This window comes from Sphingomonas sp. M1-B02 (assembly GCF_026167525.1).
Classification (GTDB): domain Bacteria; phylum Pseudomonadota; class Alphaproteobacteria; order Sphingomonadales; family Sphingomonadaceae; genus Sphingomonas.
On record NZ_CP110679.1, the window covers coordinates 3,380,915 to 3,406,242 of the forward strand.

The 25,328-nt window shown below is 66.8% G+C and carries 24 protein-coding genes and 1 riboswitch; of the genes, 12 read left to right on the forward strand and 12 right to left on the reverse strand.

The genetic code is table 11. The features are described from left to right. The first annotated feature begins 68 nt into the window (after positions 1–68). Positions 69–2,732, forward strand: coding sequence for a pyruvate, phosphate dikinase (ppdK, locus tag OKW87_RS16340; protein ID WP_265541070.1), 2,664 nt, complete (start codon positions 69–71; stop codon positions 2,730–2,732). Positions 2,733–2,739: 7 nt separating this feature from the next. On the opposite strand, the gene OKW87_RS16345 is transcribed toward ppdK, so the two are convergent. From OKW87_RS16345 to OKW87_RS16380, 8 genes are all read right to left on the reverse strand, one after another. Then, positions 2,740–3,048: a hypothetical protein gene (locus tag OKW87_RS16345; RefSeq protein WP_265541071.1), complete on the reverse strand. Its 309-nt coding sequence runs from the start codon at positions 3,046–3,048 to the stop codon at positions 2,740–2,742. A 76-nt stretch (positions 3,049–3,124) separates the two neighbouring features. Next, positions 3,125–4,114, reverse strand: a complete 990-nt coding sequence (locus OKW87_RS16350) for a type II secretion system F family protein (RefSeq protein ID WP_265541072.1) — start codon at positions 4,112–4,114, stop codon at positions 3,125–3,127. A gap of 4 nt (positions 4,115–4,118) precedes the next feature. Continuing rightward, positions 4,119–5,096: a type II secretion system F family protein gene (locus tag OKW87_RS16355; protein ID WP_265541074.1), complete on the reverse strand. Its 978-nt coding sequence runs from the start codon at positions 5,094–5,096 to the stop codon at positions 4,119–4,121. Between the two features lie 49 nt (positions 5,097–5,145). Continuing rightward, on the reverse strand, positions 5,146–6,432 hold the full coding sequence (locus OKW87_RS16360; protein ID WP_265541075.1) for an AAA family ATPase: 1,287 nt from the start codon (positions 6,430–6,432) through the stop codon (positions 5,146–5,148). Next, a complete protein-coding gene (locus tag OKW87_RS16365) occupies positions 6,429–7,070 on the reverse strand; it encodes a CpaD family pilus assembly lipoprotein (RefSeq protein WP_265541076.1) in 642 nt (213 codons plus the stop codon). The genes OKW87_RS16360 and OKW87_RS16365 overlap by 4 nt, the downstream gene beginning before the upstream one ends. Positions 7,071–7,090: 20 nt before the next feature. Next, positions 7,091–8,824: a type II and III secretion system protein family protein gene (locus tag OKW87_RS16370; protein WP_265541077.1), complete on the reverse strand. Its 1,734-nt coding sequence runs from the start codon at positions 8,822–8,824 to the stop codon at positions 7,091–7,093. A gap of 1 nt (position 8,825) precedes the next feature. After that, positions 8,826–9,866 carry a Flp pilus assembly protein CpaB gene (gene cpaB, locus OKW87_RS16375; protein WP_265541078.1) on the reverse strand — a complete coding sequence of 347 codons (1,041 nt, stop codon included), beginning with the start codon at positions 9,864–9,866 and terminating at the stop codon, positions 8,826–8,828. Positions 9,867–9,925: 59 nt separating this feature from the next. Further along, on the reverse strand, positions 9,926–10,399 hold the full coding sequence (locus OKW87_RS16380) for an A24 family peptidase (RefSeq protein WP_265541080.1): 474 nt from the start codon (positions 10,397–10,399) through the stop codon (positions 9,926–9,928). Between the two features lie 48 nt (positions 10,400–10,447). On the opposite strand from OKW87_RS16380, the gene OKW87_RS16385 reads away from it, so the two are divergent. The 3 genes from OKW87_RS16385 to OKW87_RS16395 all read left to right on the forward strand — a co-directional run bounded on the left by OKW87_RS16385 (position 10,448) and on the right by OKW87_RS16395 (position 13,177). After that, positions 10,448–11,395 carry an alpha/beta fold hydrolase gene (locus OKW87_RS16385; protein ID WP_265541082.1) on the forward strand — a complete coding sequence of 316 codons (948 nt, stop codon included), beginning with the start codon at positions 10,448–10,450 and terminating at the stop codon, positions 11,393–11,395. Beyond that, positions 11,392–12,477 carry an NAD(P)/FAD-dependent oxidoreductase gene (locus OKW87_RS16390; protein WP_265541084.1) on the forward strand — a complete coding sequence of 362 codons (1,086 nt, stop codon included), beginning with the start codon at positions 11,392–11,394 and terminating at the stop codon, positions 12,475–12,477. Before OKW87_RS16385 ends, OKW87_RS16390 begins: the two co-directional genes overlap by 4 nt. Positions 12,478–12,757: 280 nt before the next feature. Next, a complete protein-coding gene (locus OKW87_RS16395) occupies positions 12,758–13,177 on the forward strand; it encodes an acyl-CoA thioesterase (RefSeq protein WP_265541085.1) in 420 nt (139 codons plus the stop codon). On the opposite strand, the gene rnhA is transcribed toward OKW87_RS16395, so the two are convergent. The 3 genes from rnhA to ispH all read right to left on the reverse strand — a co-directional run bounded on the left by rnhA (position 13,164) and on the right by ispH (position 15,651). Continuing rightward, positions 13,164–13,607 carry a ribonuclease HI gene (rnhA, locus tag OKW87_RS16400; protein ID WP_265541087.1) on the reverse strand — a complete coding sequence of 148 codons (444 nt, stop codon included), beginning with the start codon at positions 13,605–13,607 and terminating at the stop codon, positions 13,164–13,166. The genes OKW87_RS16395 and rnhA overlap by 14 nt on opposite strands. After that, on the reverse strand, positions 13,604–14,557 hold the full coding sequence (gene thrB, locus OKW87_RS16405) for a homoserine kinase (RefSeq protein ID WP_265541089.1): 954 nt from the start codon (positions 14,555–14,557) through the stop codon (positions 13,604–13,606). The genes rnhA and thrB overlap by 4 nt, the downstream gene beginning before the upstream one ends. Before the next feature lie 140 nt (positions 14,558–14,697). Continuing rightward, complete coding sequence (gene ispH, locus OKW87_RS16410) at positions 14,698–15,651, reverse strand: 4-hydroxy-3-methylbut-2-enyl diphosphate reductase (protein ID WP_265541091.1); 954 nt, start codon at positions 15,649–15,651, stop codon at positions 14,698–14,700. Between the two features lie 113 nt (positions 15,652–15,764). Between ispH and OKW87_RS16415 the strand changes: the two genes are divergently transcribed. From OKW87_RS16415 to OKW87_RS16440, 6 genes are all read left to right on the forward strand, one after another. Next, positions 15,765–16,403, forward strand: a complete 639-nt coding sequence (locus tag OKW87_RS16415) for a hypothetical protein (protein WP_265541093.1) — start codon at positions 15,765–15,767, stop codon at positions 16,401–16,403. 63 nt (positions 16,404–16,466) lie between these two features. Then, positions 16,467–16,559: riboswitch (glycine riboswitch) on the forward strand. A gap of 158 nt (positions 16,560–16,717) precedes the next feature. Then, complete coding sequence (gene gcvT / locus OKW87_RS16420) at positions 16,718–17,911, forward strand: glycine cleavage system aminomethyltransferase GcvT (protein WP_265541095.1); 1,194 nt, start codon at positions 16,718–16,720, stop codon at positions 17,909–17,911. 3 nt (positions 17,912–17,914) lie between these two features. Then, complete coding sequence (gcvH, locus tag OKW87_RS16425) at positions 17,915–18,286, forward strand: glycine cleavage system protein GcvH (protein ID WP_265541097.1); 372 nt, start codon at positions 17,915–17,917, stop codon at positions 18,284–18,286. A 124-nt stretch (positions 18,287–18,410) separates the two neighbouring features. After that, positions 18,411–19,769, forward strand: a complete 1,359-nt coding sequence (gene gcvPA, locus OKW87_RS16430; RefSeq protein WP_265541099.1) for an aminomethyl-transferring glycine dehydrogenase subunit GcvPA — start codon at positions 18,411–18,413, stop codon at positions 19,767–19,769. Further along, on the forward strand, positions 19,766–21,388 hold the full coding sequence (gene gcvPB / locus OKW87_RS16435) for an aminomethyl-transferring glycine dehydrogenase subunit GcvPB (protein WP_265541101.1): 1,623 nt from the start codon (positions 19,766–19,768) through the stop codon (positions 21,386–21,388). The genes gcvPA and gcvPB overlap by 4 nt, the downstream gene beginning before the upstream one ends. A 180-nt stretch (positions 21,389–21,568) precedes the next feature. Then, positions 21,569–22,153: a DUF938 domain-containing protein gene (locus OKW87_RS16440; protein WP_265541103.1), complete on the forward strand. Its 585-nt coding sequence runs from the start codon at positions 21,569–21,571 to the stop codon at positions 22,151–22,153. Between the two features lie 4 nt (positions 22,154–22,157). On the opposite strand, the gene OKW87_RS16445 is transcribed toward OKW87_RS16440, so the two are convergent. Beyond that, on the reverse strand, positions 22,158–23,066 hold the full coding sequence (locus OKW87_RS16445; protein WP_265541105.1) for a DMT family transporter: 909 nt from the start codon (positions 23,064–23,066) through the stop codon (positions 22,158–22,160). A gap of 85 nt (positions 23,067–23,151) precedes the next feature. Here OKW87_RS16445 and proS point away from each other — a divergent pair, with 85 nt between their 5' ends. Both proS and OKW87_RS16455 read left to right on the forward strand, forming a co-directional pair. Continuing rightward, on the forward strand, positions 23,152–24,681 hold the full coding sequence (proS, locus tag OKW87_RS16450) for a proline--tRNA ligase (RefSeq protein ID WP_265541107.1): 1,530 nt from the start codon (positions 23,152–23,154) through the stop codon (positions 24,679–24,681). A gap of 2 nt (positions 24,682–24,683) precedes the next feature. Continuing rightward, on the forward strand, positions 24,684–25,283 hold the full coding sequence (locus OKW87_RS16455; protein WP_265541109.1) for a TIGR02466 family protein: 600 nt from the start codon (positions 24,684–24,686) through the stop codon (positions 25,281–25,283). Positions 25,284–25,328 lie beyond the last annotated feature (45 nt).

Sequence of the window (25,328 nt, forward strand, 5' to 3'; positions counted from 1 at the left end):
ACGCGACGGTCGATGCTGCGCTAGCGGCATGCGTCCCCGGGGGCATGTTGGGGTCAGAAGGAGTTTCGATGACGCGCTATGTGTACCGCTTCGGCGGCGGGGTTTCCGACGGGGGCCAGGGCGACAAGAATCTGCTCGGCGGCAAGGGCGCGAATTTGGATGGCATGGCGGGCATCGGCCTGCCCGTCCCTCCGGGCTTCACCATCTCCACGCCGGTCTGCGCGCTTTATTATGACGAGGGCGGTACCTTTCCGGACAGCCTGAAGGCCGAGGTCGCTTCGGGCATCGCGCATATCGAGGGCATCACCGCCAAGCGTTTCGGCGATCCCGCCGATCCCTTGCTTGTCTCGGTGCGGAGCGGCGCACGCGCCTCGATGCCGGGCATGATGGATACCGTCCTCAATCTCGGCCTCAACGACGCGACCGTCGCGGGTCTCGCCGAGATCAGCGGCGACGCGCGTTTCGCCTGGGACAGCTATCGCCGCTTCATCCAGATGTATTCGGACGTTGTGCTCGAGCTCGACCACGACCGCTTCGAGGAAGCGCTTGAGATCGCCAAGGAAGATCGTGGCTATTATCTCGATACGGATCTGAGCGCCGCCGACTGGCAGGCGCTGGTCGCCGAATATAAGGCGATCGTCGAGAAGCTTTGGGGCAAGCCCTTCCCGCAGGACGTGCACGATCAGCTGTGGGGCGCGATCGGCGCGGTGTTCGGATCGTGGCAGTCCGAGCGCGCCAAAGTCTATCGCCGCTTGAACGATATTCCCGCCGATTGGGGCACCGCAGTCAACGTCCAGGCGATGGTCTTCGGCAATATGGGCGACACCTCGGCGACGGGGGTTGCCTTCACCCGCGATCCCGCCACCGGCGAGGCGGCTTATTATGGCGAGTTCCTGATCAATGCCCAGGGCGAGGATGTCGTCGCTGGCATCCGTACGCCCCAATATCTTACGCGTGCGGCAAGGGAACGCGCAGGGGCCAAGCCGCTGTCGATGGAAGAGGCGATGCCAGAGGTCTATGGCCAGCTCGCAGACGTGTTCGACCTGCTCGAACGCCACTATCGCGACATGCAGGACATCGAGTTCACGGTGGAGCGCGGCAAGCTGTGGATGCTCCAGACGCGCAGCGGCAAGCGCACCGCCAAGGCTGCGCTCAAGATTGCGGTCGACATGGCGAATGAAGGGCTGATCACGCGCGAGGAGGCGATCCTGCGCGTCGATCCGATGGCGCTCGATCAATTGCTCCACCCGACGCTCGATCCACAAGCGGTGCGCGACGTGCTGACCAAGGGGCTGCCGGCATCCCCCGGCGCGGCTTCGGGCTTCGCGGTGTTCGACAGCGACACCGCCGAGAAGCGCGCTGCGGCGGGCGAAAGCGTTATCCTGGTGCGGGTCGAGACCAGCCCCGAGGACATCCACGGCATGCACGCGGCGCGCGGCATTCTCACCGCGCGCGGTGGGATGACCAGCCACGCCGCAGTGGTGGCGCGCGGCATGGGGCGGCCCTGCGTCTCCGGCGCGGGGACGCTGGCGATCGTTGCCAAGGAAAAGCTGTTCCGCGTGGGCGGGCGCGAGGTGCGCGAAGGCGACACGATCACGATCGATGGCACGACCGGCGAAGTGATGTTCGGCGCGGTGCCGACCGTCCAGCCCGAACTGTCGGGCGATTTCGGCACGCTGATGGAATGGGCCGACGAGAAGCGCCGCCTCAGGGTCCGCGCCAATGCCGAGACGCCGCTCGATTGCCGCACCGCGCGCGAGTTCGGCGCCGAGGGCATCGGGCTTTGCCGCACCGAGCATATGTTCTTCGAACAGTCGCGGATCACGGCGGTCCGCCAGATGATCCTCGCCTCGGACGAAGCCGGCCGCCGCGCCGCGCTGGAGAAATTGCTCCCCGAGCAGCGCAGCGATTTCGTCGAGATTTTCGAAGTGATGGTCGGGCTGCCCTGCACGATCCGCCTGCTCGATCCGCCGCTCCACGAATTCCTGCCGCATGAGGAAGCCGAGTTCGTCGAAGTCGCGGCCGCGGCGGGGCTCGACGTCGAGACGCTCAAGCGCCGCGCGGCCGAGCTGCACGAATTCAACCCCATGCTGGGCCATCGCGGCTGTCGGCTGGGCGTGACCTATCCCGAAATCTACGAGATGCAGGCGCGCGCGATCTTCGAAGCGGCGATCGAGGTGGCGGAGAAATCAGGCGATGCGCCGATTCCCGAAGTGATGATTCCGCTGGTCGCCACGCGGCGCGAGCTCGAGCTGATGAAGATCGTGGTCGACAAGGCGGCGGAGGCGGTGTTCGCCGAGAAGGGCCGGCGGATCGAATATCTGGTCGGCACGATGATCGAGCTGCCCCGCGCCGCGCTGCGCGCCGCCGAGATCGCCGAAGTCGGCGAATTCTTCAGCTTCGGCACCAACGATCTGACCCAGACAGCGCTGGGCGTCAGCCGCGACGACGCCGCGCGCTTCCTCACCACTTATGTGGAGAAGGGCATCTACGCCAAGGATCCGTTCGTCAGCCTCGACGTCGAAGGGGTGGGCGAGCTAATCGAGATCGCCGCCGAGCGCGGCCGCGCCACCCGGCCCGACATCAAGCTGGGCATTTGCGGCGAGCATGGCGGCGATCCCGCGAGCATCGATTTCTGCGAGCGGACCAAGCTCGATTATGTCTCGGCCTCGCCCTATCGCGTGCCGATCGCGCGGCTCGCGGCCGCGCAGGCGGCGTTGCGCGAGGGTTGAGGCAGGATCACAGGCGTCGCGTCTCGTCGGGGACCACCGGCGACGGCGCGACCTCAACCGCGGCGGGCGTCGAGGCATCGAGCAAGCGGGCCAGCCGGCCATTTTCAGCCTCGAGCTCGCGGATCCGCTGATTGGCGTCGCGCAGATCGTCTTCGGCGCGGCTGCGCGCAGTGGAATGCGCCAGCTCCTCGGCCTGGTAGCGCTCGCGCCACTTGCGCCCGCCCGAGCTGCTGGCGAGGCCGAATAGCCAGCCCGCGAACAGGGTCAGCGCCAGGGCCACGAGCTGCGTGGGGGTATGGAATGGCAATTCGGTCATCAAGCGATCCTCCCTGTTATGGGAAGAAGCTACGCCTTCATGCGCGGCGGCGCCACCTTGTTAAGCCGTGCGCGGCTCAGCTCATCAACGCGTCGTTGATCGAGCAGGCCGCGGGCCCCAGGATCACGATGAACAGCACCGGGAGGATGAAGAGGATCAGCGGGATCGTCATGATCGCCGGCAGCCGTGCGGCCTTTTCCTCGGCGCGCATCATCCGCTCGTTGCGGAACTCGGCCGAGAGGACGCGCAGGGCGGAGGCGAGCGGGGTGCCGTATTTCTCGGTCTGGATCATGGTGGTGACCACGCCGCGGATCGCGTCGAGATCGATGCGGTTGGCGAGATTCTCGAACGCCTGGCGGCGATCGGTCAGGAAGCCCAGCTCGATCGCGGTGAGCGCGAATTCGTCGCCCAGCTCGGGATAGGCCTTGCCCAATTCCTTGGCGACGCGGTGGAAGGCGGCGTCGACGGTCAGACCCGCCTCGGCACAAATCACCAGCAGATCGAGCGCGTCGGGCAAGCCCTTGCGGATAGCGTGGCTGCGCTTGGTGATCTTGTTCTTCAGATAGAGATCGGGCGCCTTGTAGCTCAGGATGAAGCTGGCTGCGACAAGGCCATAGGCCTTCAGCGGGCTCCAGTCGGAGAACATGCTGGTGCCATAGACCATGTAGAGCACCGGTCCGCCGATCACGATCGGCAGCACCAGCCGGCCGAGGATGACGCCGACCGCCCATTCCTTGCGGCGAATGCCCGCCTGGAGCAGCTTGGTTTGCGCGGCCTTGACCTGGCTTTCCTGCAGCACCTTGAGCGAGGAGAGGAAGGCGCGGATGCGATCGGTGGTGTCGCTTTTCTGGACCAGCTTGGCGCGGCGCTTCGAGGTGGAGGCCGTGATGCCCGCCTTCAGCTGCTCGCGCCGATCGTTCAGCGCCTTGACGCGCTTCGCCATCGGATCGTGGACAGTGGTCGCGGTGTAGATCGCGAACATGACGGCAAGCGCCGCGACGCCGGCGAGCAGGGTCGCTACCCACATCACGTCGAAGCCGAGCAAGGTTGGTCCTGCGGGTGTCATCGCATCAGATCTCGAAATTGACCATCTTGGCCATGATCCAGGCGCCCAGCGCCATCCAGATCAGACCGCCGGCGCCCGCCACCATCAGCCGCTCGTCCTTGAAGAAGTTGAGCATGTATCCGTTGTTGATGAACCAGACCATTCCGAAGACGATGAAGGGCAGTGCGCCGACGATCAGCGCCGACGCCTTGGATTCCGACGACATTGCCTTGATCTTGAGCTTCATCTGGCTGCGCTTGCGCAGCACGTCGGCAAGATTGGCGAGCGTCTCCGCCAGATTGCCGCCGGTCTCGCGCTGGATCGCGATCGTGATCACGAAGAACTGGAACTCGGGAGTGCCGAGCCGGTCCGCGGTCTCCTGGAGCGCAGCGTCTAGCGTGCGGCCGATCTTCATCTTGTCGGATACCGAGCGAAATTCCTCGCCCACCGGCCCGTCGACCTCGGAGCCGACAACGCTCATGGTCTCGGTGATCGGCAGACCCGAACGCAGGCCGCGAACCAGAAGCTCTATCGCGTCGGGGAATTTCACGGTGAATTTGTGGATCCGGCGCTTCATCATGAAGCTGACTACCTTGTGCGGCAGGCCCAGTCCGACGAAGAGGCCGAGGAAGAGCGCAAGCCAGATCGGAGCGCCCTGGTAGATCAGGTAAGCGGCCGGAAGCAGCACGAGCCCGGCCGAGACCATCATATATTGATTGAGCGTCCACGACTTGCCGGTCATGTTGAGCCGCTTTTGCAGTTCGGCGGGGTTGGGCAGGAAGCGCGATGCCGCGCCATCGATGCCAGGGCGCGAAGTCGAGACTTTGCGGATCTGCGCTTCCATGGCGCTGCTGCCGCTGTTGCTGACGAGGTGGCGCTCGCGAAGGCCCGTGAGCCGGCGCGATCCGGCGCGCGTCGCCGAAGGCCCCGAGAAGGCCAATACCATCAGCACGAGCACCGCGAAGGCACCCAGACCGAGCATCAATACCGGCAGCAAGTCCACGCCGCGCACGCCTCCACTTTAGAACCCGATCACCTTAAGCGCGGATTGGTTACTTCTTCGTCTTCGACGGCATATGCGCGCGCAGCTTGCCGAGCAGCGACGTGCCCGTGCCGCCCTTCGCTGCCTTGGCCATCGCTGCTTTATCGTCGCGTTCACCCGAATCGGTGATCGCGGTGATCCGGGCCGCCAGGTCACCGATCGGGGACAGGGCCTTGGCATTCTTGCCCGCCTCGGAAAGCGGCTTGCCGAGCTTGGCCGCTTGCGCCGCGATCTTCTGTTCGAAGGGCACGATCAGATCGACCTTGCGCTCGATCGATCCCTCGAAATCCTTGCGGCTGATCTCGAGCAGCGCCTGCGGATGCACTTTGTTGGCGACCACGATCACCTGGGTCTGCGGCGCATTCGACTTGAACCAGCTGAGGATACGGATCGCGTCGCGCGCCGCCGCCAGGGTGAACTCGGTGACGAGCACCGCGACCTGGACGTCGGTGATCAGATGCGGATGATTGACCAGCATGCCCCGCGGCAGATCGACGACGGTGCATTCGAAGGCGCCGCGCATCTCTTCCTGAAGCTGATAGAAGGCCGCGCCGTCGGTCATCACCGGCGAGTTGATCGGGGCTTCGGCGGAGAGGACGGCAAGACGCTCCGAGGCCTTCACCATCGCGCGTTCGATGAACAGCCCGTCGATCCGGCTCGGATTCTCGATCGCATCGGTCAGGCCGCGCCCGGGCTCCAGGTCGAGCGCCAGCGCGCCGGTGCCGAAATGCACGTCGAGATCGAGCAATGCGGTCGAGCGCACATGCTTGTCGCTCAGAAGCCAGGCGAGCGACGTCGCGATCGTCGAAGCGCCGCAGCCGCCGCGCGTGCCGATGACCGCCACCGCGCAATGCGGTCGATCGCTCGACGCTTCGGCAAGCTTGGGGGCGTTGAGTGCCGATTGGGCCTGGGTGAACGTATCGCGCAGCGCATCGGGATTGAGCGGCTTGAGCAGATAATCGTGGATCCCGCTCGCGACCAGATCGCGATAGAGGCGCACATCGTTGACCTGGCCCGAGGCGATCACGATCGTGCCCGGCTCGCACACTTCGGCGAGCGCGTTGATGTCGTTGAGCGGATCGCCCGATTCGGACAGGTCGACGAACAAAATGTTCGGGCTCGCCGACACCGACAGGCTCTGGACCGCGTTGCGCAGCCCGCCCTTGTTGACCTTTTCAGGCGACCAGCCGAGCTCGACCGCGATCGGACGCAGCGCCTCCGCGGTCGTCTCGTCGCAGACATACGCTACGAAGGGCTCGCGATGCGCGGTGCGCGAGGGATTGAAAGGTGCGTTCACCGGCTGCCTCCAGGTGCATCTGCCTTGACCACTGTGCCGCCGCTGCCGCTCGGCTTGGCGCCGCGATAGGCGTTGATCGCCTTTCCGCCCGAATTGGGATCGGCGGTAACCGAGCCGGGTTCGCCGCGGACGAGGTCGCCCGGATCGGCCACCATCGCGGCGAGATTGCTGTTGGTCGCGCAGCCGAGATTGGAGCTCGAGCTGGACGAGAAATCGGGCTGATAGACGCGCGAATAGTCCGGGCATCCGGCGACGCTCGCGGTCATTCGAGTGACGATCACGCGTACCGTGCCGGGCGCGATCTGGCCGACCGTGATCGGTACCTGGCCGGAGAGCATCATCCCATAACCGTCGGCATGCGCGGCAATCTCGTCGCGGACGCCGCCGCCGGCCGCGCCGGTGCCGCCATCGTCGATCGCTAGCCGATCGCCGTAGCGAAGCCCCATCGCGCCCAGCCAGTCGCCCAGCCGCTTCGATTCGCCCGGCGCCAGGCCAGAGCCGGCTGTCGCGACGTCGAAGACATAGTCGTTCCGTTCGACCACCGGCTGATACACCGAGTCGACGCCGCCATTATAGGTCCCGCAGGCGCTGAGCAGCAGCGCCGGAGCGAGGAGGAGGGGAGTGAAGCGCGAGAACATTGCGATCTCCTCAGAGGGTCTCAAAAACCGAAGCCGGGGGCTGCGGAGCCGCCCTTCCGGGGCTTGGAAGATTTGGCGGGAACGGCCTTGGGCTGCTCCTGCATGGAGCGACCGGGTGCAGGCGCTGCCGGAGCCGGAGCCAAGGCGCCCACTGCGGGCACGGCATTGGCGGGAGGCGCCATCATCGGCTTGGGACGATCGCCGCCGGTGGTGCCGGTGCTCAGCTGACCGCCCAGGATTCGCTCGAGATCGTTCGGAGCGCGATAGCCGTCGGTCGGCAGCACGATCTGGTTCGCGTTGACCGGCTTCACCAGATAGGGCGTGATCACGATGACCAGCTCGGTCTCGCTGCGCTGGAAGCCGTTCGAGCGGAACAGCGCGCCGAGGATCGGAACGTCGCCCAGGCCCGGGGTCTTGCTGATCGAATTGTCGTGGCTGTTGGACATCAAGCCGGCGATGACCATGCTCTCGCCCGAGCCAAGCTCGACCGTGGTCTCTGCGCGCCGCGTGGTCAGCGCGGGAATCTGGTTGCCGCCGAGATTGACCGAGCCCGCCGCGGTGAGCGACGACACTTCAGGCTTCACGCGAAGCGAGATGCGGCCATCCGAAAGCACGGTAGGCGTGTAGGCCAGGCTGACGCCATATTGCTTATATTCGACCGACACGGCGCCGAGGCCCTGGCTCACCAGGATCGGGATTTCGCCACCCGCGAGGAAGGTGCTGGTCTCGCCCGAAAGCGCAGTGAGGTTCGGATTGGTGAGGGTGGTGACCTGGCCGATGCGCTCGCCCAGATCGAGCGCGCCGAGCACGTCCAGGCCGAGAAGCTTGCCGGCAAGTCCGATCGTGCTGAACTTGTCGCCCTTGGGGATATTGTAGGTCGAGCCGGTGCCGGGATAAACGAAATCGCCGCGGCGCGGATCGAAGGGCAGGCTGATCGTGCCCGCCGGGAAGCCGAAACGCGACGACGCGTCGAGCACCGGCAGCGTCGATAGGTCGGGGGTGCCGATCGTAGGCATCTGCGTCGCCGACCGCGTGCCCGACGAGACGCCGAACTGGAAGCCGCTGGTCTGATCGCGGGTGAGCACGTTTACGCCCACCTCCTTGACGAAGCTGCGGCTCACTTCGGCAAAACGCACCTGCAGATTGACCTGCAGCGGCGTCGCGGTCTTGAGGCGATTGACGATGCCGATCTTGAGCTGGGCGGCAGGATCCGAGACGTTGACCCCCGGATTGAGGATCGCGGTCACCAGCCGCTGTGCCTGCTCGCTGTCATCGGGCGACTGCACCGTGCCGGTCAGCACCGCGATCTGGCCGACCGTGGTCACCTGGATCGCGGCATCCGGCATCGCCAGCTTGAGCATGCGGTCGATCGAGTTGATGTTCTGGCTCACTCGGACGTTGGTCGAATAGACGACCTCGCCGGTGGCGGTGGTCGCGAAGATCGTCGCCTCGCCGAAATCCTTGCCGAACAAATGGATCTGGCGCGGATTGGAGACGTAGACGTCCGCCACGGCGGGATTGGACGTCCAGACGCTGGCGACGTTGGCCGGCAGCGTGATGAGCTCGCCCTGGCCGACCGAGAGGAGAACCTCGCGGGTCGGGCGCTGGGTGCCCACGGGCAGCTGAGCCACGCGGGCCTTGGTCCGGCCCTGGTTGCGGGATTGGGCGCCGCTCGCCGCGGCGATGCCGGGCGTGACGAGGGCGATCATCGCAGTCGTGGCGACGGCCCGGCGCAAGAGAGTCTTGGCGCGCATGTTACTTCTTTCCCCCAATCTCGACTTCCTCGACGGCCGCGCCACGAGCGACGTTGACCACCGGGCCCTTCTTCACGGGCACTGCTCCGCCCGGGAATCCGGGAGGCGGTGCGACGGTCATGCCCGGAGGCGGCGCCATTCCCGCGCTGGTCTCCGCAGCCTTGCCCGGGACCGAACTGCGCTGGAAGCGCGACACGTCGGCGCCGGTTGCGAAACCGCCTGCGCCTTCGAGCGGACGCGCTGCGGCGCGGGCGAGCATCGCGCGTTCCTTTTTCGGATCGCCATCTGTCGGGACGTTGACGTCGCCGTTGGCAATGGCTTCCTCGAGTTCGCCCTGATTGTCGGCGATCGAGCGGAGCGACAGCGAGAGCTGGCCCACGGTCTGCGCGACGGCGATCTTTTCGGCGATCTTGGGCGTCGCCTCGACGGTGACGGTGGAATAGGTGCCGACGACGGTGTTGCCCTTCTCGTCAACCTGCTTGTCGGTTTTCTGGTCCGTGGCGAGCACGCGCAGATTGCGCAGGATCGTCTCCGACGCCTTGAGCGGCGGACCATCGCCGCCACCGGTGACCGACTGGGTCAGGACGAGATCGATGCGATCGCCGGGAAAGACAAAGCCCGCGACAGCGCTCTGTGCCGAAACGGGTACGGTGACGGCGCGCATGCCGGCGCCCAGCGCTGCGGCCAGGAAGCCGCGATCGCCGGGCTTGACCAGCGCGCCCTGGGTGATCGGCTGACCGGCGGGGATCGGATAGCGCACCACGGTGCCCGCGAGCTTTGCCGGATCGCCTGCGCTGCGCAGATAATAAGCGCCCTCGATCAGTTCCTTGGGCCAAGCCACGAACTTGAGCGCGAGCGGATCGATGATCGTGCCCACCGGCAGCGCGCGCGTGGCGACCAGCACTTCGGTGGTGTCCTGCGGAACGGCGGCGGCGCCTGCCGTGGGCGCAGGGGCGCCCACCAGCATGTTGCGCGCCATGAACGCAGTGACGCCTGCAATCAGCAGCGCACCGACGAGCAATATGAGCTTGCGTGCATCCATTTCGCTATCCAAGCCTTCTAAAAAATCACGGCCGACGTGGTTGCGTCGCCGTTAATACTTCACGTGAATTGGTTAAAAATCGGTTCGCGAAGAACAATTAGGGCGGCGATTGCGATCGCGACCCCATAAGGTATCTCAAGCGCCGCGCCCTTTTGGCGCCGAATCCAGCGCTCGCCGAGCATCAGCACGGTGAGCGCTCCGCCGAGCAGCGACATCAGCAGCAGCATCCAGATCAGCGGCTGCACCGGCAGCCATAGCGCCAGCGCGCCGATCAGCTTGACGTCGCCCCCACCCATCTGCCCCAGCGCGAAGGCACCGGCGAAAAAGGCGAAGACCAGCGAAGCGACGCCGAGCTGGAGCGCGACGTCGGGCCATAGTTGCAGCCCGTTCGACCACCACCAGAGCGGCGCGAGCAATGCGATGGCGATATTCTTCCAGTTGGCGATCTCGCGGGACCGTGCATCCTGAATCCCCGCCGAGACGAGCAGGAGCCCCAGCGCCACGAGCAGAAAAGATGAAAACACGTCCCCCATCAGGCAAATCCCTAGACGGTACGGCTTATCAAAACGTAACCACGCGGGATGGCAGATTCCCCTATCGACCGCCGCGCCCTTCCCGCGGGCGCCGAAATCCACCGCTGGACCGCCCCGGATGGCTGGGAATTGCGCGCATTTACCTGGCCTGCGGAGACAAAAGAGGTGCGCGGGAGCATCCTTTTCCAGGGCGGGCGCGGCGATATTTTCGAGAAGTATCTGGAGAGTTTCGCGCATTGGCACGCGCGCGGCTGGACGATCACTTCGTTCGATTGGCGCGGGCAGGGCGGATCGGGCCGGCTGACCGAGGCGCGCAACTGCGGGCATATCGAGACTTTCGACGATTATGTTCGCGATCTGCGCGCATTTCACGGCGAATGGATCGCAGGGACGCCGGGGCCGCATGTCGTGATGGGCCATTCGATGGGCGGGCATCTGGTGCTGCGCGCGATGGTCGAGGGGGCGATCCGGCCCGACGCTGCGGTGCTGGTCGCGCCGATGCTCGGCTTCAGGAAGGGACTGTTCGGCCCCTTTGCCGAGCGCGCGGCGCGCCTGCTGGGCGGCATGGGCGATTCGTCGCGCCCCGCCTGGAAGGGCAATGAGAAGCCTTATACGACCGAGACCCGCGCCTCGCTGCTGACCCATGATGCCGATCGCTATGCCGACGAGATCTGGTGGCAGACGCACGGTCCCGAGATCCTGACCGGCCCGCCGAGCTGGCGCTGGGTGATCGAGGGGTTCAGGTCGATGCGCGAGCTTGCGGTGAATCCGAGGCTGAAGCGGATGGCCGTGCCGCTGCTGATGCTGGTCGCCAAGAAAGACGGGCTGATCGATGGCGCCGCGGCGCTGAAGCTCGCGCCCAGCCTTCCCGACGCGCGAATCGTGACCTTCGGCGCCGAGAGCGCACATGAGATCCTGCGCGAGGTCGATTCGGTGCGTGATCGGGCGCTCGGCGAGATCGACTTATTCCTTGCGGCACGGGCCCAGCGGTCTTGAGGCGATACGACGTCGCGATCGTCGGGGCGGGGATCGCGGGCGCCAGTCTGGCGGCCGAGATCGCACCCCATGCGAGCGTGCTGATCCTCGAGACCGAGGATCGGCCGGGCTATCATAGCACCGGGCGCTCGGCCGCTTTCTGGTCCGAAACCTATGGTGGGCCGGACGTCCAGCCGCTGACGACCGCTTCCGGACCGCTGCTGGAGGCAGGCGGCTTCCTCGAGCCGATGGGATCGCTGCATATCGGCCGCGACGATCAGCGCGCCTCTGCGGACGCCTTCCTGGCCGAATTTGCGGGGAGCGGGGTGGAGCTGCGCGCGGTCGATCCGCGCGAGACCATCCCGGGGCTGCGGCCGCAGTGGAGCTGGGGGATCCATGAGCCGAGCTGCACCTATATCGACGTGGGCGGGCTGCACGCGTCCTATCTGGCGGCCGCCAAGCGGGGCGGGGCCGATCTCGCGCTTTCCGCCGCGCTGCACGCTGCGCACCGCTCCGACGGAACATGGACGGTCGAGACGCTGGCGGGGACCTTCGCGGCGCGGATACTGGTAAACGCAGCGGGCGCCTGGGCCGATCCGGTGGCGGTGCTGGCGGGCGCCGCACCGCTCGGCATCCAGCCCTATCGCCGGACGATGGTCCAGCTGCGAACCGATCCCGCGCCGCCGGCAAAGCTGCCGCTGGTGGGCGATCTGGCGGGAAGCTTCTATTTCAAGCCCGAAGCGGGCGGGCGGCTATGGCTCAGCCCCCATGACGAGAGCCGCTGCGAACCCTGCGACACGGCGCCCGAGGAAATGGATGTCGCGATCGCGATCGATAGGTTCGAGCAGGTGGTCGAGTGGCGGGTGGCAGCGCTCGAGCATCGATGGGCGGGGCTGCGCAGCTTCGCGCCGGATCGGCTGCCCGTCTATGGCTTCGATTCGCGCGTTGAGGGATTTTTCTGGTGCGCCGGGCAGGGCGGTTTCGGCATCCAGACCGCACCCGCCGCCGCCCGTCTCGCCGCAGCCTTGCTGCTCGGGGCATCGCCCGACTCGGCGGTCGCGAGGATCGACCCCGATCGCTACGCGCCGCGCCGCTTCGGCTGAGTAAGGCTATTGGTAGCCACCCTCTTCCTCGCGCTCCTTGGCAGCATCTTCCTGCGCCTGCTCGAGCTCGCTTTCCTGCGTTTCGGAGGCGGGCGTCTCGCTCTCGGGATCATAGGCCATCGTCGTTCTCCTTCTGGACAGGCAACGAAGTCCGCGGCGCGAAGCTCCTCCAACCTGTCGATTTTCGAGACGGGCCCGGCCTTTACGCTACGGCGGCCGCGTCCGGCCGCGCACCGCGATTATTGTCGCGAATCCGCCGCGGAAAGCCTATGGTGCGGGCATGCAAGGTTCTGCGCTTCCTTATGATTTTCAGGTCGATGTCGCACGCGAGGACATCGACTTCATGGGCCACGTCAACAATGCCAGCTACCTTAAATGGGTGCAGGCGGCGGTGATCAGCCATTGGCAGCATCTGGCGCCGGTCGAGGTGGTCGCGAAGCATCTGTGGGTCGCGTTGAAGCATGAGATCACCTATCGCCGGCCGGCTTTCCTCGACGACGACGTAGTGGCCACCGTGCTGCTCGAGAAGGTCCATGGCACCCGCGCCTTCTACGAAACCGTGATCAAACGCGGCGGCGAAGTGCTGGCCGAGGTCAAGTCGAGCTGGTGCTGCCTCGATGCCGAGACGCTGCGCCCGGCGCGGCTGGCCAAGGATGTCGTCGACCGCTTCTTCGTGAGGGACGCCGTCAGCGCTGGCTGACCGCGGCGTCGCTGGCAAGCTTGTCGGCGCGCTCGTTGTCGGGATGGCCGGCATGGCCCTTGACCCATACCCATTCGACCCGGTGCGGCTTCGAGGCGGCGAGCAATTCCTGCCACAGCTCGGCATTCTTGACCGGCTTCTTGTCCGACGTGCGCCAGCCATTTTTGAGCCAGCCGTGGATCCACTTGGTGAGCCCGTCCATCACGTAGCGGCTGTCGGTCGATAGCGTGACGCGGCACGGCCGCTTGAGCGCGTTGAGCCCCTGGATCGCCGCCATCAGCTCCATGCGATTGTTGGTGGTATGCGCCTCGCCGCCCGACAATTCCTTCTCGACCCCACCCATCCGCAGCAACACGCCCCAACCGCCGCGCCCGGGATTGCCCTTGCACGCGCCGTCGGTGGCGATCTCGACATGGGGGAGTTCGGTCATGCGGGGAATCGGTCCATTGCCTGATAGGCCAGATAGCGGCGCCAGTAAGCGAGCGGGTCCTTGCGGGTGACCAGCGCGTCGGCGGGGGTGTTGAGCCAGTCCCAGGCGCGCGAGAGCAGGAAGCGGATGCAGGCGCCCTGGGCCAGACCGGCGAAGGCGGCGCGTTCGGCCGGGCTGAGCTCGACGACCTCCTGATAGCCTGCGATCAGCGCCCGGCCGACATCGTCGTCATAGTGCGATCCCGTCGCGTCGAACGCCCATGCGCTGTGCATGATCGCCAGATCGAAGGCACGGACGTCGGTGCAGGCGAAATAGAAGTCGATCAGCCCAGAGACCCCGTCGCCGCGCATCAGGACATTATCGGGGAAGAGATCGGCGTGGATCGTCCCGATCGGCAGATGCGGATCCCAGGTCGAGCGCTGCTCGTCGATCGCGAAGCCGAGATCGTCGTGCAGCCCCGGCAGGATGCGATCGAGATCGCGCCCGCACCGCTCGAACAGCGGATGCCAGGTGTCCACACCCATCGAGTTGGGGCGCGTCGGCGCGAAGTCGTCGACCGCCGCGTGCATCGCCCCAAGCGCCGTGCCGGCGGCACGCGCCTGGGCAGACGTGGGGTGCGAGACCGAGACACCGGGCAGGAACTTGATCAGGCAGGCCGGGCGGCCCTCCAGCTCATGGATCTCGCGACCGCCACGATCCTTGATTGCGGGCGGCACCGGCAGGCCCTTGGCGTCGAGATGATCGAGCAGCGCCATGAAATAGGGAAGGTCGTCCGCAGCCACGCGCTTCTCGTAGAGCGTCAGGATGAAGCGGCCCTGGGTGGTGTCGACCAGATAATTGCTGTTCTCGACGCCCTCGGCGATCCCCTTGGCGGACACGAGTTCGCCGACGTCGAAGCCCGCCAGGAATTGCGACAGCGCCTCCGCCGAAACCTGTGTGTAGACCGCCATCCGCCCCTCTCGTCATCCCCGCGAAAGCGGGGACCCATCTCCCAGACGCGCCGGGCATGCAACCGCCGTTGTGCGGATGGCATCTGCAGGAGATGGGCCCCCGCTTTCGCGGGGGTGACGGCTGTTGAACATGTGTCGGCTCAAGCCGCTTCCAGCCCGCGCGGCAGCTTGAAGACGATATTCTCGGCGACGGTCTCGACTTCCTGCTCGGTCACGGTGAAGCGGGTCGCCAGCCGATCGACCACTTCGCGCACCAGAAGTTCGGGCGCCGATGCCCCCGCAGTGATCCCCACGGTACGGACCCCCTCGAACCAGGCGAAGTCGATATCCTCGGCGCGCTGGATCAGCGTCGCGCAGGTATCGTTGCGCATCGCCACTTCGACCAGCCGCATCGAATTGGACGATTTGGGCGATCCGATCACCAGCACGAAATCGCACGACTGGGCGATCGCCTTGACCGCGGCCTGGCGGTTCGAGGTCGCGTAGCAGATATCGTCGGGGCCGGGCGCGAGGATCGAGGGGAAGCGCGCCTTGAGGATCGCGAGCACTGCGGCGGTATCGTCCACCGAGAGCGTGGTCTGGGTGAGGAAGGCAAGATTTTCGGGATCGGCGACGATCGCGGTCTGCGCATCCTCCACCGTCTCGATGAGCGTCATCGCGCCCGGCGGGACCTGGCCGAAGGTGCCGATCACCTCGGGATGGCCGGCATGTCCGATGAACAGGATGTGCCGTCCTGCGGCGACGAGCCGCTCGGCCTGGCGGTGGACCTTGGAGACCAAAGGGCAGGTCGCGTCGAGATAAGAGAGGCCACGTTCGGCCGCCTTCGCCGGCACAGCCTTGGGCACGCCGTGCGCCGAGAAGACCACGGGCACCCCATCGGGCACCTGGTCCAGCTCGTCGACGAAGATCGCGCCCTGCGCCTTCAGCGTATCGACGACATATTTGTTGTGAACGATCTCATGCCGCACATAGACCGGCGCGCCATATTTCTCGATCGCCAGCTCGACGATGCGGATCGCGCGATCGACTCCGGCGCAAAAGCCGCGCGGGGCGGCGATGAGCAGATTGAGTGGGGGCTTCAGGGTCTCGATCATGACAGCCGCGCTCTACGCGATTGCTTGCGTGCGCGAAAGGCGGTTCCTATGGTGCGCGGCGTTTCCGGGCTGCCCTTAGCGGCGGCCCGTTATTCTGTTGAAAGGTGTTCCCCGTGTCCCTCGCCAAGATCGCCGTCCCCGCTCTGATCCTGCTGGCAGTCGGCGGCTGCTCCCGCACCGGCGAGATTTCGGAAGGCGGCATCACTGCGGTGCGCTCGGCCTGCCCGCGCGTCGGCGTGCCGGCCGGCACCGGCGACATCACGACCTTCAATCCGCCCGCGAGCCGCGAGGCGAGCGCGATCGATGTGGTCGCGGTGCTCACCAACGTCCAGTCGACCTGCAACGACGCTACCGATCAGATCGCGACCAACGTCACGTTCGACGTGCTCGCGCGCCGCACCACGGCCGGGCCCGCGCGCGACGTCTCGCTGCCTTACTTCATCACCGTGGTGCGCGGGGGATCGTCGGTCACCTCGAAGCGGCTCGGCCGCGTGACGGTGCGTTTCGAGGAGGGCCAGCTTCGCGCCCAGACCACGGGTCAGGCAAGTGCGACGGTGGATCGCTCGGCAGCCACCCTGCCGGAAGAGGTCCGCCGCCGCCTGACCGAGAAGCGCAAGGCCGGCCAGGAAGCCGCGGCGATGGATCCGCTGGCCGATCCGGCGATCCGCGCGGCGGTACTCTCGGCCAGCTTCGAGGCGCTGGTCGGCTTCCAGCTGACCGAAGACCAGCTGAAGTATAACGCGACGCGCTAAGGTCGATTGACTCGCTTCGGCGGCGCGGCCAAGGCTGTGTCCGTCGATGCCGGGCAACCGGCATAGGCACGCGCGGGAGAGTGAAGCGGTTCGCCGTTTCCGCCGAAGGAGCAACCGCCCCGGAATCTCTCAGGCACCGAGGACCGCGCGGGCCGACGACACTCTGGAAAGCGCCGCTCGAAAGGGTGGCCACCGAAGGGGTAAGTCCGTTCGCGGACGAAAGCTCTCAGGTCCCGTGACAGAGGGGGTGATGGACGGACACGCATCGTGGTGCGTTGACGTGCATCGATCCCTTTTGCCGCGGAGTGCCCCCGATGAGCCGAGACGTCCATAACGGCCCCACCGACCAATTCACCCAGGCGCGCGGCACCGAATATTCGGGCGACGCCGATGGCGGCGACGACGCGCCCGAAATCCTGACGCTTCCGCTGGATGGTTGGCACCGCGCCCGCGGCGGGCGGATGGTGGCCTTCGCGGGCTATGAGATGCCCGTCCAATATGAGGGCATCATGGCCGAGCATCTCTGGACACGCGAGCATGCCGGGCTGTTCGACGTCAGCCATATGGGGCAGCTGGTCTTTACGGGCGAAGGCGTGGAGGCTGCGCTCGAGGCATTGCTCCCGGCCGACCTCCAGGCGGCGAAGCTCAACCACCCCGTCTATTCGCTTTTGCTCGCCGAGAATGGCGGCATCCTTGACGATCTGATGCTTACCCGCCGGGCGGGCGGCGAAGTCTACATCGTCGTCAACGGCGCGACCAAGTGGGACGATATCGCCCATTTTCGCGAGCATCTGGCGGACGAGATCACCCTCAATCATCTCGACGAGCAGGCGCTGCTCGCGTTGCAGGGCCCCGAGGCGGTGATCGCGCTGGAGCGCATCGTGCCGGGCGTCTCGGCACTCGGCTTCATGCAGGGCGACTGGTTCGATCATAAGGGCGACCGGCTCTGGATCAGCCGCTCGGGCTATACCGGCGAGGATGGGTTCGAGATTTCGGTGCCGTCGGAGGCCGCCGAGGCGCTGGCTGACGCCCTCACCGCGCAGCCGGAAGTGAAGCCGATCGGGCTTGGCGCGCGCGATTCGCTGCGGCTCGAGGCCGACCTCCCGCTCTACGGCCACGACCTGGACGAAGAGACGACGCCGATCGCCGCGGGGCTTGGCTTCGCGATCAAGAAGCGCCGCCGCGAGGAAGGCGGCTTCCCCGGCCACGAACGCGTCATGATCGAGCGCGAGCAGGGTGCGATCGTCAAGCGCGTCGGTCTGATCGTCGAGGGCCGCCAGCCGGTCCGCGAAGGCGCGGCGGTGGTCGATGCGGGCGGCAGCGAAGTCGGCAAGGTCACCAGCGGCGGCTTCGCGCCGACCGTCCAGAAGCCGATCGCGATGGCCTATGTGCCGGTCGCGCTGGCGCAACCCGGCGCCCGCATCACGCTTGCCCAGCGCGGCAAGGTCCATCACGCGGAGGTCGTCCCGATGCCCTTCGTTCCCCATCGCTACGTCAGAAAGGGCTGAGCCATGAGCCGTTATTTCACCGAAGATCATGAATGGGTCGACGTCGACGGCGAGACCGCGACGGTCGGGATCACCGAATATGCCCAGAGCCAGCTCGGCGACATCGTGTTCGTCGAGACGCCCGACGAGGGAAAGAGCTTCGCCAAAGGTGACGACGCCGCCGTGGTGGAGAGCGTGAAGGCCGCGTCGGACGTCTATGCCCCGGTCTCGGGCACGGTGATCGAGGGCAATGCTTCGCTCACCGACAATCCGGCGCTCGTGAACGAGGATCCCGAGGGCGAAGGCTGGTTCTTCAAGCTGACGCTGGCCGATGCGGATGAGCTGGAAAGTTTGATGGACGAAGCGGCCTACGCGGACTTCACGAGCAAGCTCTAGCTTCGTCTAACTCCCCTCCCGCTTGCGGGAGGGGCTGGGGGAGGGCGTGTCCGCAGGCGGCGCGCTTTCTTCCTACAGACCCTCCCCCGACCCCTCCCGCAAGCGGGAGGGGGGAGATTGTAAAATGCGCTATCTGCCCCTTACCCAGCCCGACCGCGACGCCATGCTCGCGACGATCGGCGCCGCCTCGATCGACGATCTCTTCATCGACGTGCCCGAAGCCGCCCGCTTGGACGGGCCGGTCCACGGCCTGCCGCTCCACGCCAGCGAGATGGCCGTCGAGCGCCACTTGAGCGCGCTGGCCCGCAAGAACCTCGCGGCGGGCGACGCGCCTTTCTTCCTGGGGGCAGGGGCCTATCGGCATCACGTCCCCGCCTCGGTCGATCATATCATCCAGCGCGGCGAGTTCCTGACCGCCTACACGCCCTATCAGCCCGAAATCGCGCAGGGCACGCTCCAGGTGATGTTCGAATTCCAGTCGCAGGTTGCGCGCCTGCTCGGCTGCGATGTCGCCAACGCCTCGATGTATGACGGCTCCACCGCCTGCTGGGAGGCTATCGTGATGGCGCGCCGCGTCACCCGCCGCGGCAAGGCGATCCTCTCGGGCGGGCTGCACCCGCATTACGTCTCGGTCGCGCAGACGATGGCGAAGTTCACCGGGGACGTGCTCGACACGCGGCTGCCGACGCTGGGTGCCGATGCCGATGGCGACGATTTGATCGCACTGATCGACGACGAGACTTCGTGCGTGGTCGTCCAATATCCCGACATTCTCGGCCGCATTGCCGACCTGTCGGCGCTGGCCGACGCCTGCCATGCGAAGAAGGCGCTGCTGGTTGCGGTCGTCACCGAGCCGGTGGCCTTGGGGGCGATCCGGTCGCCAGGCGAGATGGGCGCCGACATCGTCGTCGGCGAGGGCCAGTCGATCGGGGTCGGGCTGCAGTTCGGGGGTCCCTATGTGGGCTTGTTCGCCTGCTCCGAGAAGCTGGTGCGGCAGATGCCCGGCCGGCTGTGCGGCGAGACGGTGGACGCAGAGGGCAAGCGCGGCTTCGTGCTCACGCTTAGCACCCGCGAGCAGCATATCCGCCGCGAGAAAGCGACGTCGAACATCTGCACCAGCTCGGTGCTCTGCGCGCTCGCCTGGTCGGTGCACATGACCTTGCTCGGCGAGAAGGGCCTGCGCCAGCTGGCGGCGATCAACCATGCCGGCGCGAGCGCTGCGGCCGATCGACTGGCTGCGGTGCCCGGGGTCGAACTGGTGACCGACCGCTTCTTCAACGAATTCACGCTCAAGCTCCCCAGAGAAGCCCGCCCCATGGTCCGCACGCTTGCGGATCGGGGCATATTGGCCGGTGTGTCCCTCGGCCGGCTCTATCCGGGCGTCGAGGCGCTGCAGAACGGGTTGATCGTCGCGGTTACCGAAACCAGCACCGCGGAGGATGTCGAAACCCTTGCCGTCGCACTCGAGGAGGCACTGGCATGACGATCAACCAAAGCGGCTGGCGTCCGACCGCGCCGGAGCAGGGCGAAAGCAGCGGCGAGACCTTCACCGGCAACCGCGCGCTGATGCTGGACGAGCCGCTGATCTTCGAGATCGGATCGAGCGAGACGACCGGGGTGGATTTCGACTTCGCTCCCTCTCCCCTCCCGGGAGAGGGGCAGTCGCAAGCGCAGCCCTCTGCCCCTCTCCCAACTCTCTCCCCGGAGGGGAGAGGGCTTTCGCGCCTTGGCAACCTCGCCCGCACCGCCCCGATCGGCCTCCCCGGCCTGTCCGAGCCCGAGACGGTGCGCCATTACACCCGCCTCAGCCGGCAGAATTACGCGATCGACCTGGGCCTATTCCCGCTCGGTAGCTGCACGATGAAGCACAACCCCCGCCTCAACGAGCGGATGGCGCGGCTGCCCGGATTCGCCGATCTCCACCCGCTTACCCCGGTCGACCGCTGCCAGGGCGCGTTCGAAGTCATCCACCAGCTGGCGCATTGGCTCGTGACGCTCACCGGCATGCATTCGGTCGCGATGAGTCCCAAAGCCGGGGCGCATGGCGAGCTGTGCGGGGTGCTGGCGATCCGCGCTGCACTCGACGCCAAGGGCGAGCAGACCCGCAAGGTGATGCTGGTCCCCGAAAGCGCGCACGGCACCAACCCCGCCACCGCTGCGTTCGCGGGCTTTTCGGTCGAGGACATTCCCGCCACCGCAGCAGGGCGAGTCGACCTTGAGGCGCTCAAGGCTCGCCTCGGCCCCGACGTCGCGGGGGTGATGATCACCAACCCCAACACGTGCGGCCTGTTCGAGCCCGACATGCGCGAGATATCCGAGGCGGTCCACGCGGCGGGCGGCTATGTCTATTGCGACGGCGCCAACTTCAACGCGATCGTCGGCCGCGTGCGACCCGGCGACCTAGGCATCGACGCGATGCACATCAATCTGCACAAGACCTTCTCCACCCCGCATGGCGGCGGCGGCCCGGGCTCGGGCCCGGTGGTCTTCTCCGAAGCGCTAACGCCCTATGCGCCGCTGCCCTTCGTCGAGAAGCAGGGCGATCAGTTCGTCCTGGTCGAGGAGGAAACCGCGGGCGAGCATCATGCATCCAGCTTCGGCCGGATGACCGCCTTCCACGGCCAGATGGGCATGTTCACGCGGGCGCTGACCTATATCCTGAGCCACGGCGCCGACGGGCTGCGCCAGGTCGCCGAGGATGCGGTGCTCAACGCCAATTATATCCTGCGTTCCATGGAGGATGTGCTCGACGCGCCCTTCGCGGGCTCGGGGCCGTGCATGCACGAGGCGATCTTCAGCGACAAAGGCCTGCCCGAAGGTTTCTCGACGATCGACGTGGCCAAGGGGCTGATCGACGAGGGCTTCCACCCGATGACGGTCTATTTCCCGCTGGTCGTCCACGGCGCGATGCTGGTCGAGCCGACCGAGACCGAGAGCAAGGCGACGCTCGACCAGTTCATCGGCGCGTTCCGCTCGGTCGCGACGCGGGCGAAGAATGGCGCACCCGCGCTCAAGGGCGCCCCCCATTTTGCACCGCGCCGCCGGCTGGACGAAACGCTCGCGGCGCGGAAGCCGGTGCTGGCCTGGAAGGGCGCGGACTGAGCGCTCCTCCCCGGTGCGGGGAGGGGGACCATGCGCAGCATGGTGGAGGGGGCTATCCGCGAGCGACTCGCCTGCGGTGAGCCCCCTCCACCACGCCGCTGCGCGCCGCGGTCCCCCTCCCCGTGCCGGGGAGGAGCTTGGTAGGCTTGCCATCCGCCCCCTCCGGCGACACATGCCCCCATGACCCGCAAACACGCCCCCGCCACCACCCGCAACCGCGAGCCGATCGCCGCTTTGCTCTCCGAAACCCTGCCGCCCGCCGGCCTGGTGCTCGAAGTCGCCAGCGGCAGCGGCGAGCATGTCGCCTTCTTCGCCGAGCGCTTCGCCACGCTCGACTGGCAACCCAGCGACCCCGATCCCGCCGCGCGCGATTCGATCGTCGCCTGGTGCGCGGGGCGCGCCAACATTTTTGCGCCGCTCGAGATCGATGCCGCTGCCGAGAGCTGGCCGATCGATTCCGCCGCCGCGATCCTGTGCATCAACATGGTCCATATCAGCCCGTGGGAGGCGACGCTGGGGCTGATGGCGCAGGCGAAGCGGCTGCTTGGGCCGGGCGCGCCGCTGATCCTCTACGGCCCCTTTCGCCAGCGTGGCGTGCCCACCGCCGAGTCGAACGAGGCGTTCGACCTGTCGCTGCGCGCGCGCAATCCCGGCTGGGGGCTGCGCCACCTGGACGACGTGACCGCCGCGGCCCAGGGCTTCACGCTCGGGCGGATCGAGGCCATGCCTGCCAACAATCTGACCCTGGTCTATCGCCGGAGCTGAGATGCTAGGGCGTCTGCCCGGCAACGGCGGTGATCGCGACGTGGCGTACCCGTTCGCGCCAGACGATGTAGAGCCCGCTCGCGATGATCACCGGTGCGCCGACCCAAGTGTAGGGGGTCGGCAGCATCCCGAACAGAAGCCAGCCATACAGCGTCGCCCAGATCAAAGCCGAATAGTCCATCGGCACCACCGTCGATACGGGGGCGAAGCGCAGCGATCCGGTGAGCGCGAGCTGGCCGATCCCGCCGACCAGCCCGATGCCCACCAGCACAGCCCAGGTCAGCGGGTCATGCGCCTGCAGCTGGAAGGCATAGACCAGGCCCAGCGGGGGGAGCGACAGGACGGAGAACCAGAACACCGTGGTGCCCGCGCTCTCGGTCTTGCCGATCTGGCGCAACAGGATCGAGACGATCGACACGAACAGCGCCGCGAGCAGCCCCACGGCGGCGCCGTATAGCGGGAAATGCCCGCTCCAAGGCTGCGCGACGATCAGCACCCCGGCAAAGCCTGTGAGCACCGCGGCCCAGCGATGCCGCCCGGTCCGCTCCTTTAGCACCAGCGCGCCCAGGATCGTCGCGAAGATCGGCACGGTGAATTGCAGCGTGGTCGCCTCCGCCAGCGGCAGGAGCAAAACCGCGCCGAAGGTGAAGAGCATGCCGGTCAACCCCACGGCGGTGCGCACGACATGCGCGCCGAAGCGACCGGTGCGGATCGACGCCAGCCCCGGCCCCGCCGCGATCCAGCCGACGACCAGCGGCACCGCCCACAGCTGGCGGTGGAACATCGTCTCGGCCAGCGTCGCGCCGCGCGTCTCGGCAAGCTTGATCAGCGCGCCCATCGTCGACAGGCACAGGATCGCGAACAGGCGCAGGGCGAGGCCCTTGTAGATGCGGTCGGAGGGCGGATGCGTCACGATCTTCGGCCTAGGTGCGGTGCAGCATCGACACAAGCCCGACAGGCCTTTGCGAAGCCGGTGCCAGGCGCTATCCGCGCTGGCTATGATCAAACATGCCCTCTCCGTCACCCGCGACGCCGATTTCGCCGCCTGGTATCAAGCCGTCATCACCGAGGCCGATCTGGCCGAGGAGAGCGGCGTGCGCGGCTGCATGGTCATCCGGCCGTGGGGCTATGGCATCTGGGAGCGGATCCAGCGGCTGCTCGACGATCGCATCAAGGCGACGGGGCATGAGAATTGCTATTTCCCGCTCTTCATTCCCTTGAGCTATTTCGAGAAGGAGGCCGATCATGTCGAGGGCTTCGCCAAGGAAATGGCGGTGGTCACGCATCACCGGCTGATCTCGGATGGCAAAGGCGGGCTGGTCCCCGATCCCGCCGCCAAGCTCGAAGAGCCGCTGGTCGTCCGGCCGACGTCGGAGACGGTGATCGGCGCCGCGTTCAGCCGCTGGATCCAGTCGTGGCGCGACTTGCCGGTGCTGATCAACCAATGGGCCAATGTCGTGCGCTGGGAGATGCGCACCCGCATGTTCCTGCGCACCAGCGAGTTCCTCTGGCAGGAGGGCCATACCGCGCATGCCAGCGAGGCCGAGGCGCGCGAAGAGACGCTCAAGATGCTCGAAGTCTATCGCGAATTCGCCGAGAATTGCCTGGCGATGCCGGTGGTCGCGGGCGAGAAGCCCGAGAATGAACGCTTCCCCGGCGCGGTCTCGACCTATTCGATCGAGGCGATGATGCAGGACGGCAAGGCGCTGCAGGCGGGCACCTCGCATTTCCTCGGCACGACCTTCAGCCAGGCGCAGGACATCAAGTTCCAGAACAGCGCCGGCGAGCTCGAGTTGGCGCAGACCACGAGCTGGGGCGTCTCCACCCGCATGATCGGCGGCGTCATCATGGTCCATGGCGACGACGACGGGCTGCGCGTGCCGCCGCGCGTCGCGCCCTGGCAGATCGTGATCGTACCGATGCTGCGCGACAAGGACGAGGATGCCGAGCTGATCGACTATTGCAAGGCGCTGCAACGGGAACTGGCGAAGCTGTCCGCGCTCGGCGAGGCGGTGCGGGCCCTGCTCGATCTCAAGCCTGCCAAGGCGCAGACCAAGCGCTGGGGCTGGGTGAAGAAGGGCGCGCCGATCATCGTCGAGGTCGGCGGGCGCGACATGGCCGGGGCCGCCGTCTCGGTGATCCGCCGCGATCGGCTGTACCGCGAGGACGGCAAGCTCGACAGCGCCGTCGTGCCGCGGGCGGACTTCGTGGGCGAGGCGGCGCAGATGCTGGAGAGCATCCAGCAGGCGCTCCACGCGCAGGCGCGCGAACGGATGGACGCCAACATCAGGCGCGACGTGGGGGATTTCGCGGCGCTGGAGAAAGCGTTCGAAGGCGACAAGCCCGGCTGGGTTGAAGTCAATTGGTCGAAGCCTACGGGGGCCGAGCTCGACAAGGTGGTCGAGCGGCTCAAGGCGCTCAAGCTCACCTTCCGCAACGTACCCCAGGATGCGGTGCCGGCGACGGGCGACTGCCTGTTCACGGGCAAGCCCGCGGTCGAGCGGATCCTGGTCGCGCGGTCCTATTGAGCATGCGCACGCTCTTCGCCTCGCTGCTCTATCAGGAGCCGTTGGGCGACGCCGCGCTGGTCGAAGAGCTGGAGGCCTCGTGCCTGCAACTGGCGCAGGACGATCTGGCCGGGCGGCGCTGGGCGAAAGAGAAGGGCTATCGCGGCTATACCTCCTATGCCTCGCTCAACGATCTGCCGCTCCGCGATCCCGCGTTCGGCGATCTCAAGCGGCTACTCGATCGCCATGTCGCGAAATATGCCGAGGGCTGCGGCTTCGAGCTGGGCGGTCGCAAGCTCAAGCTCGACAGTCTGTGGGTCAACGTCCTCGACGGGAAGGGCGGGCATAGCGGGCATCTCCATCCGCACAGCGTCGTCTCGGGCACGGTCTATGTGACGCTGCCACCCGGTTCGCGCGGGCTGCGGCTCGAGGATCCGCGCCTGCCGATGATGATGGCCGCGCCGCCGCGCCGCGAGGATGTGCCCGAAATGCTGCGCACCTTCGTCGAGATCGTCCCCGAGCCGGGCACGGTGCTGCTCTGGGAAAGCTGGCTGCGCCACGAGGTGCCCGCCGGATCGGGGACGGGCAAGCGGATCAGCGTGAGCTTCAACTATCGCTGGTGAGTTCGCCTGGCTGCCGCGGCGCGGCTTCCTCGCCGGGGCGCTGGC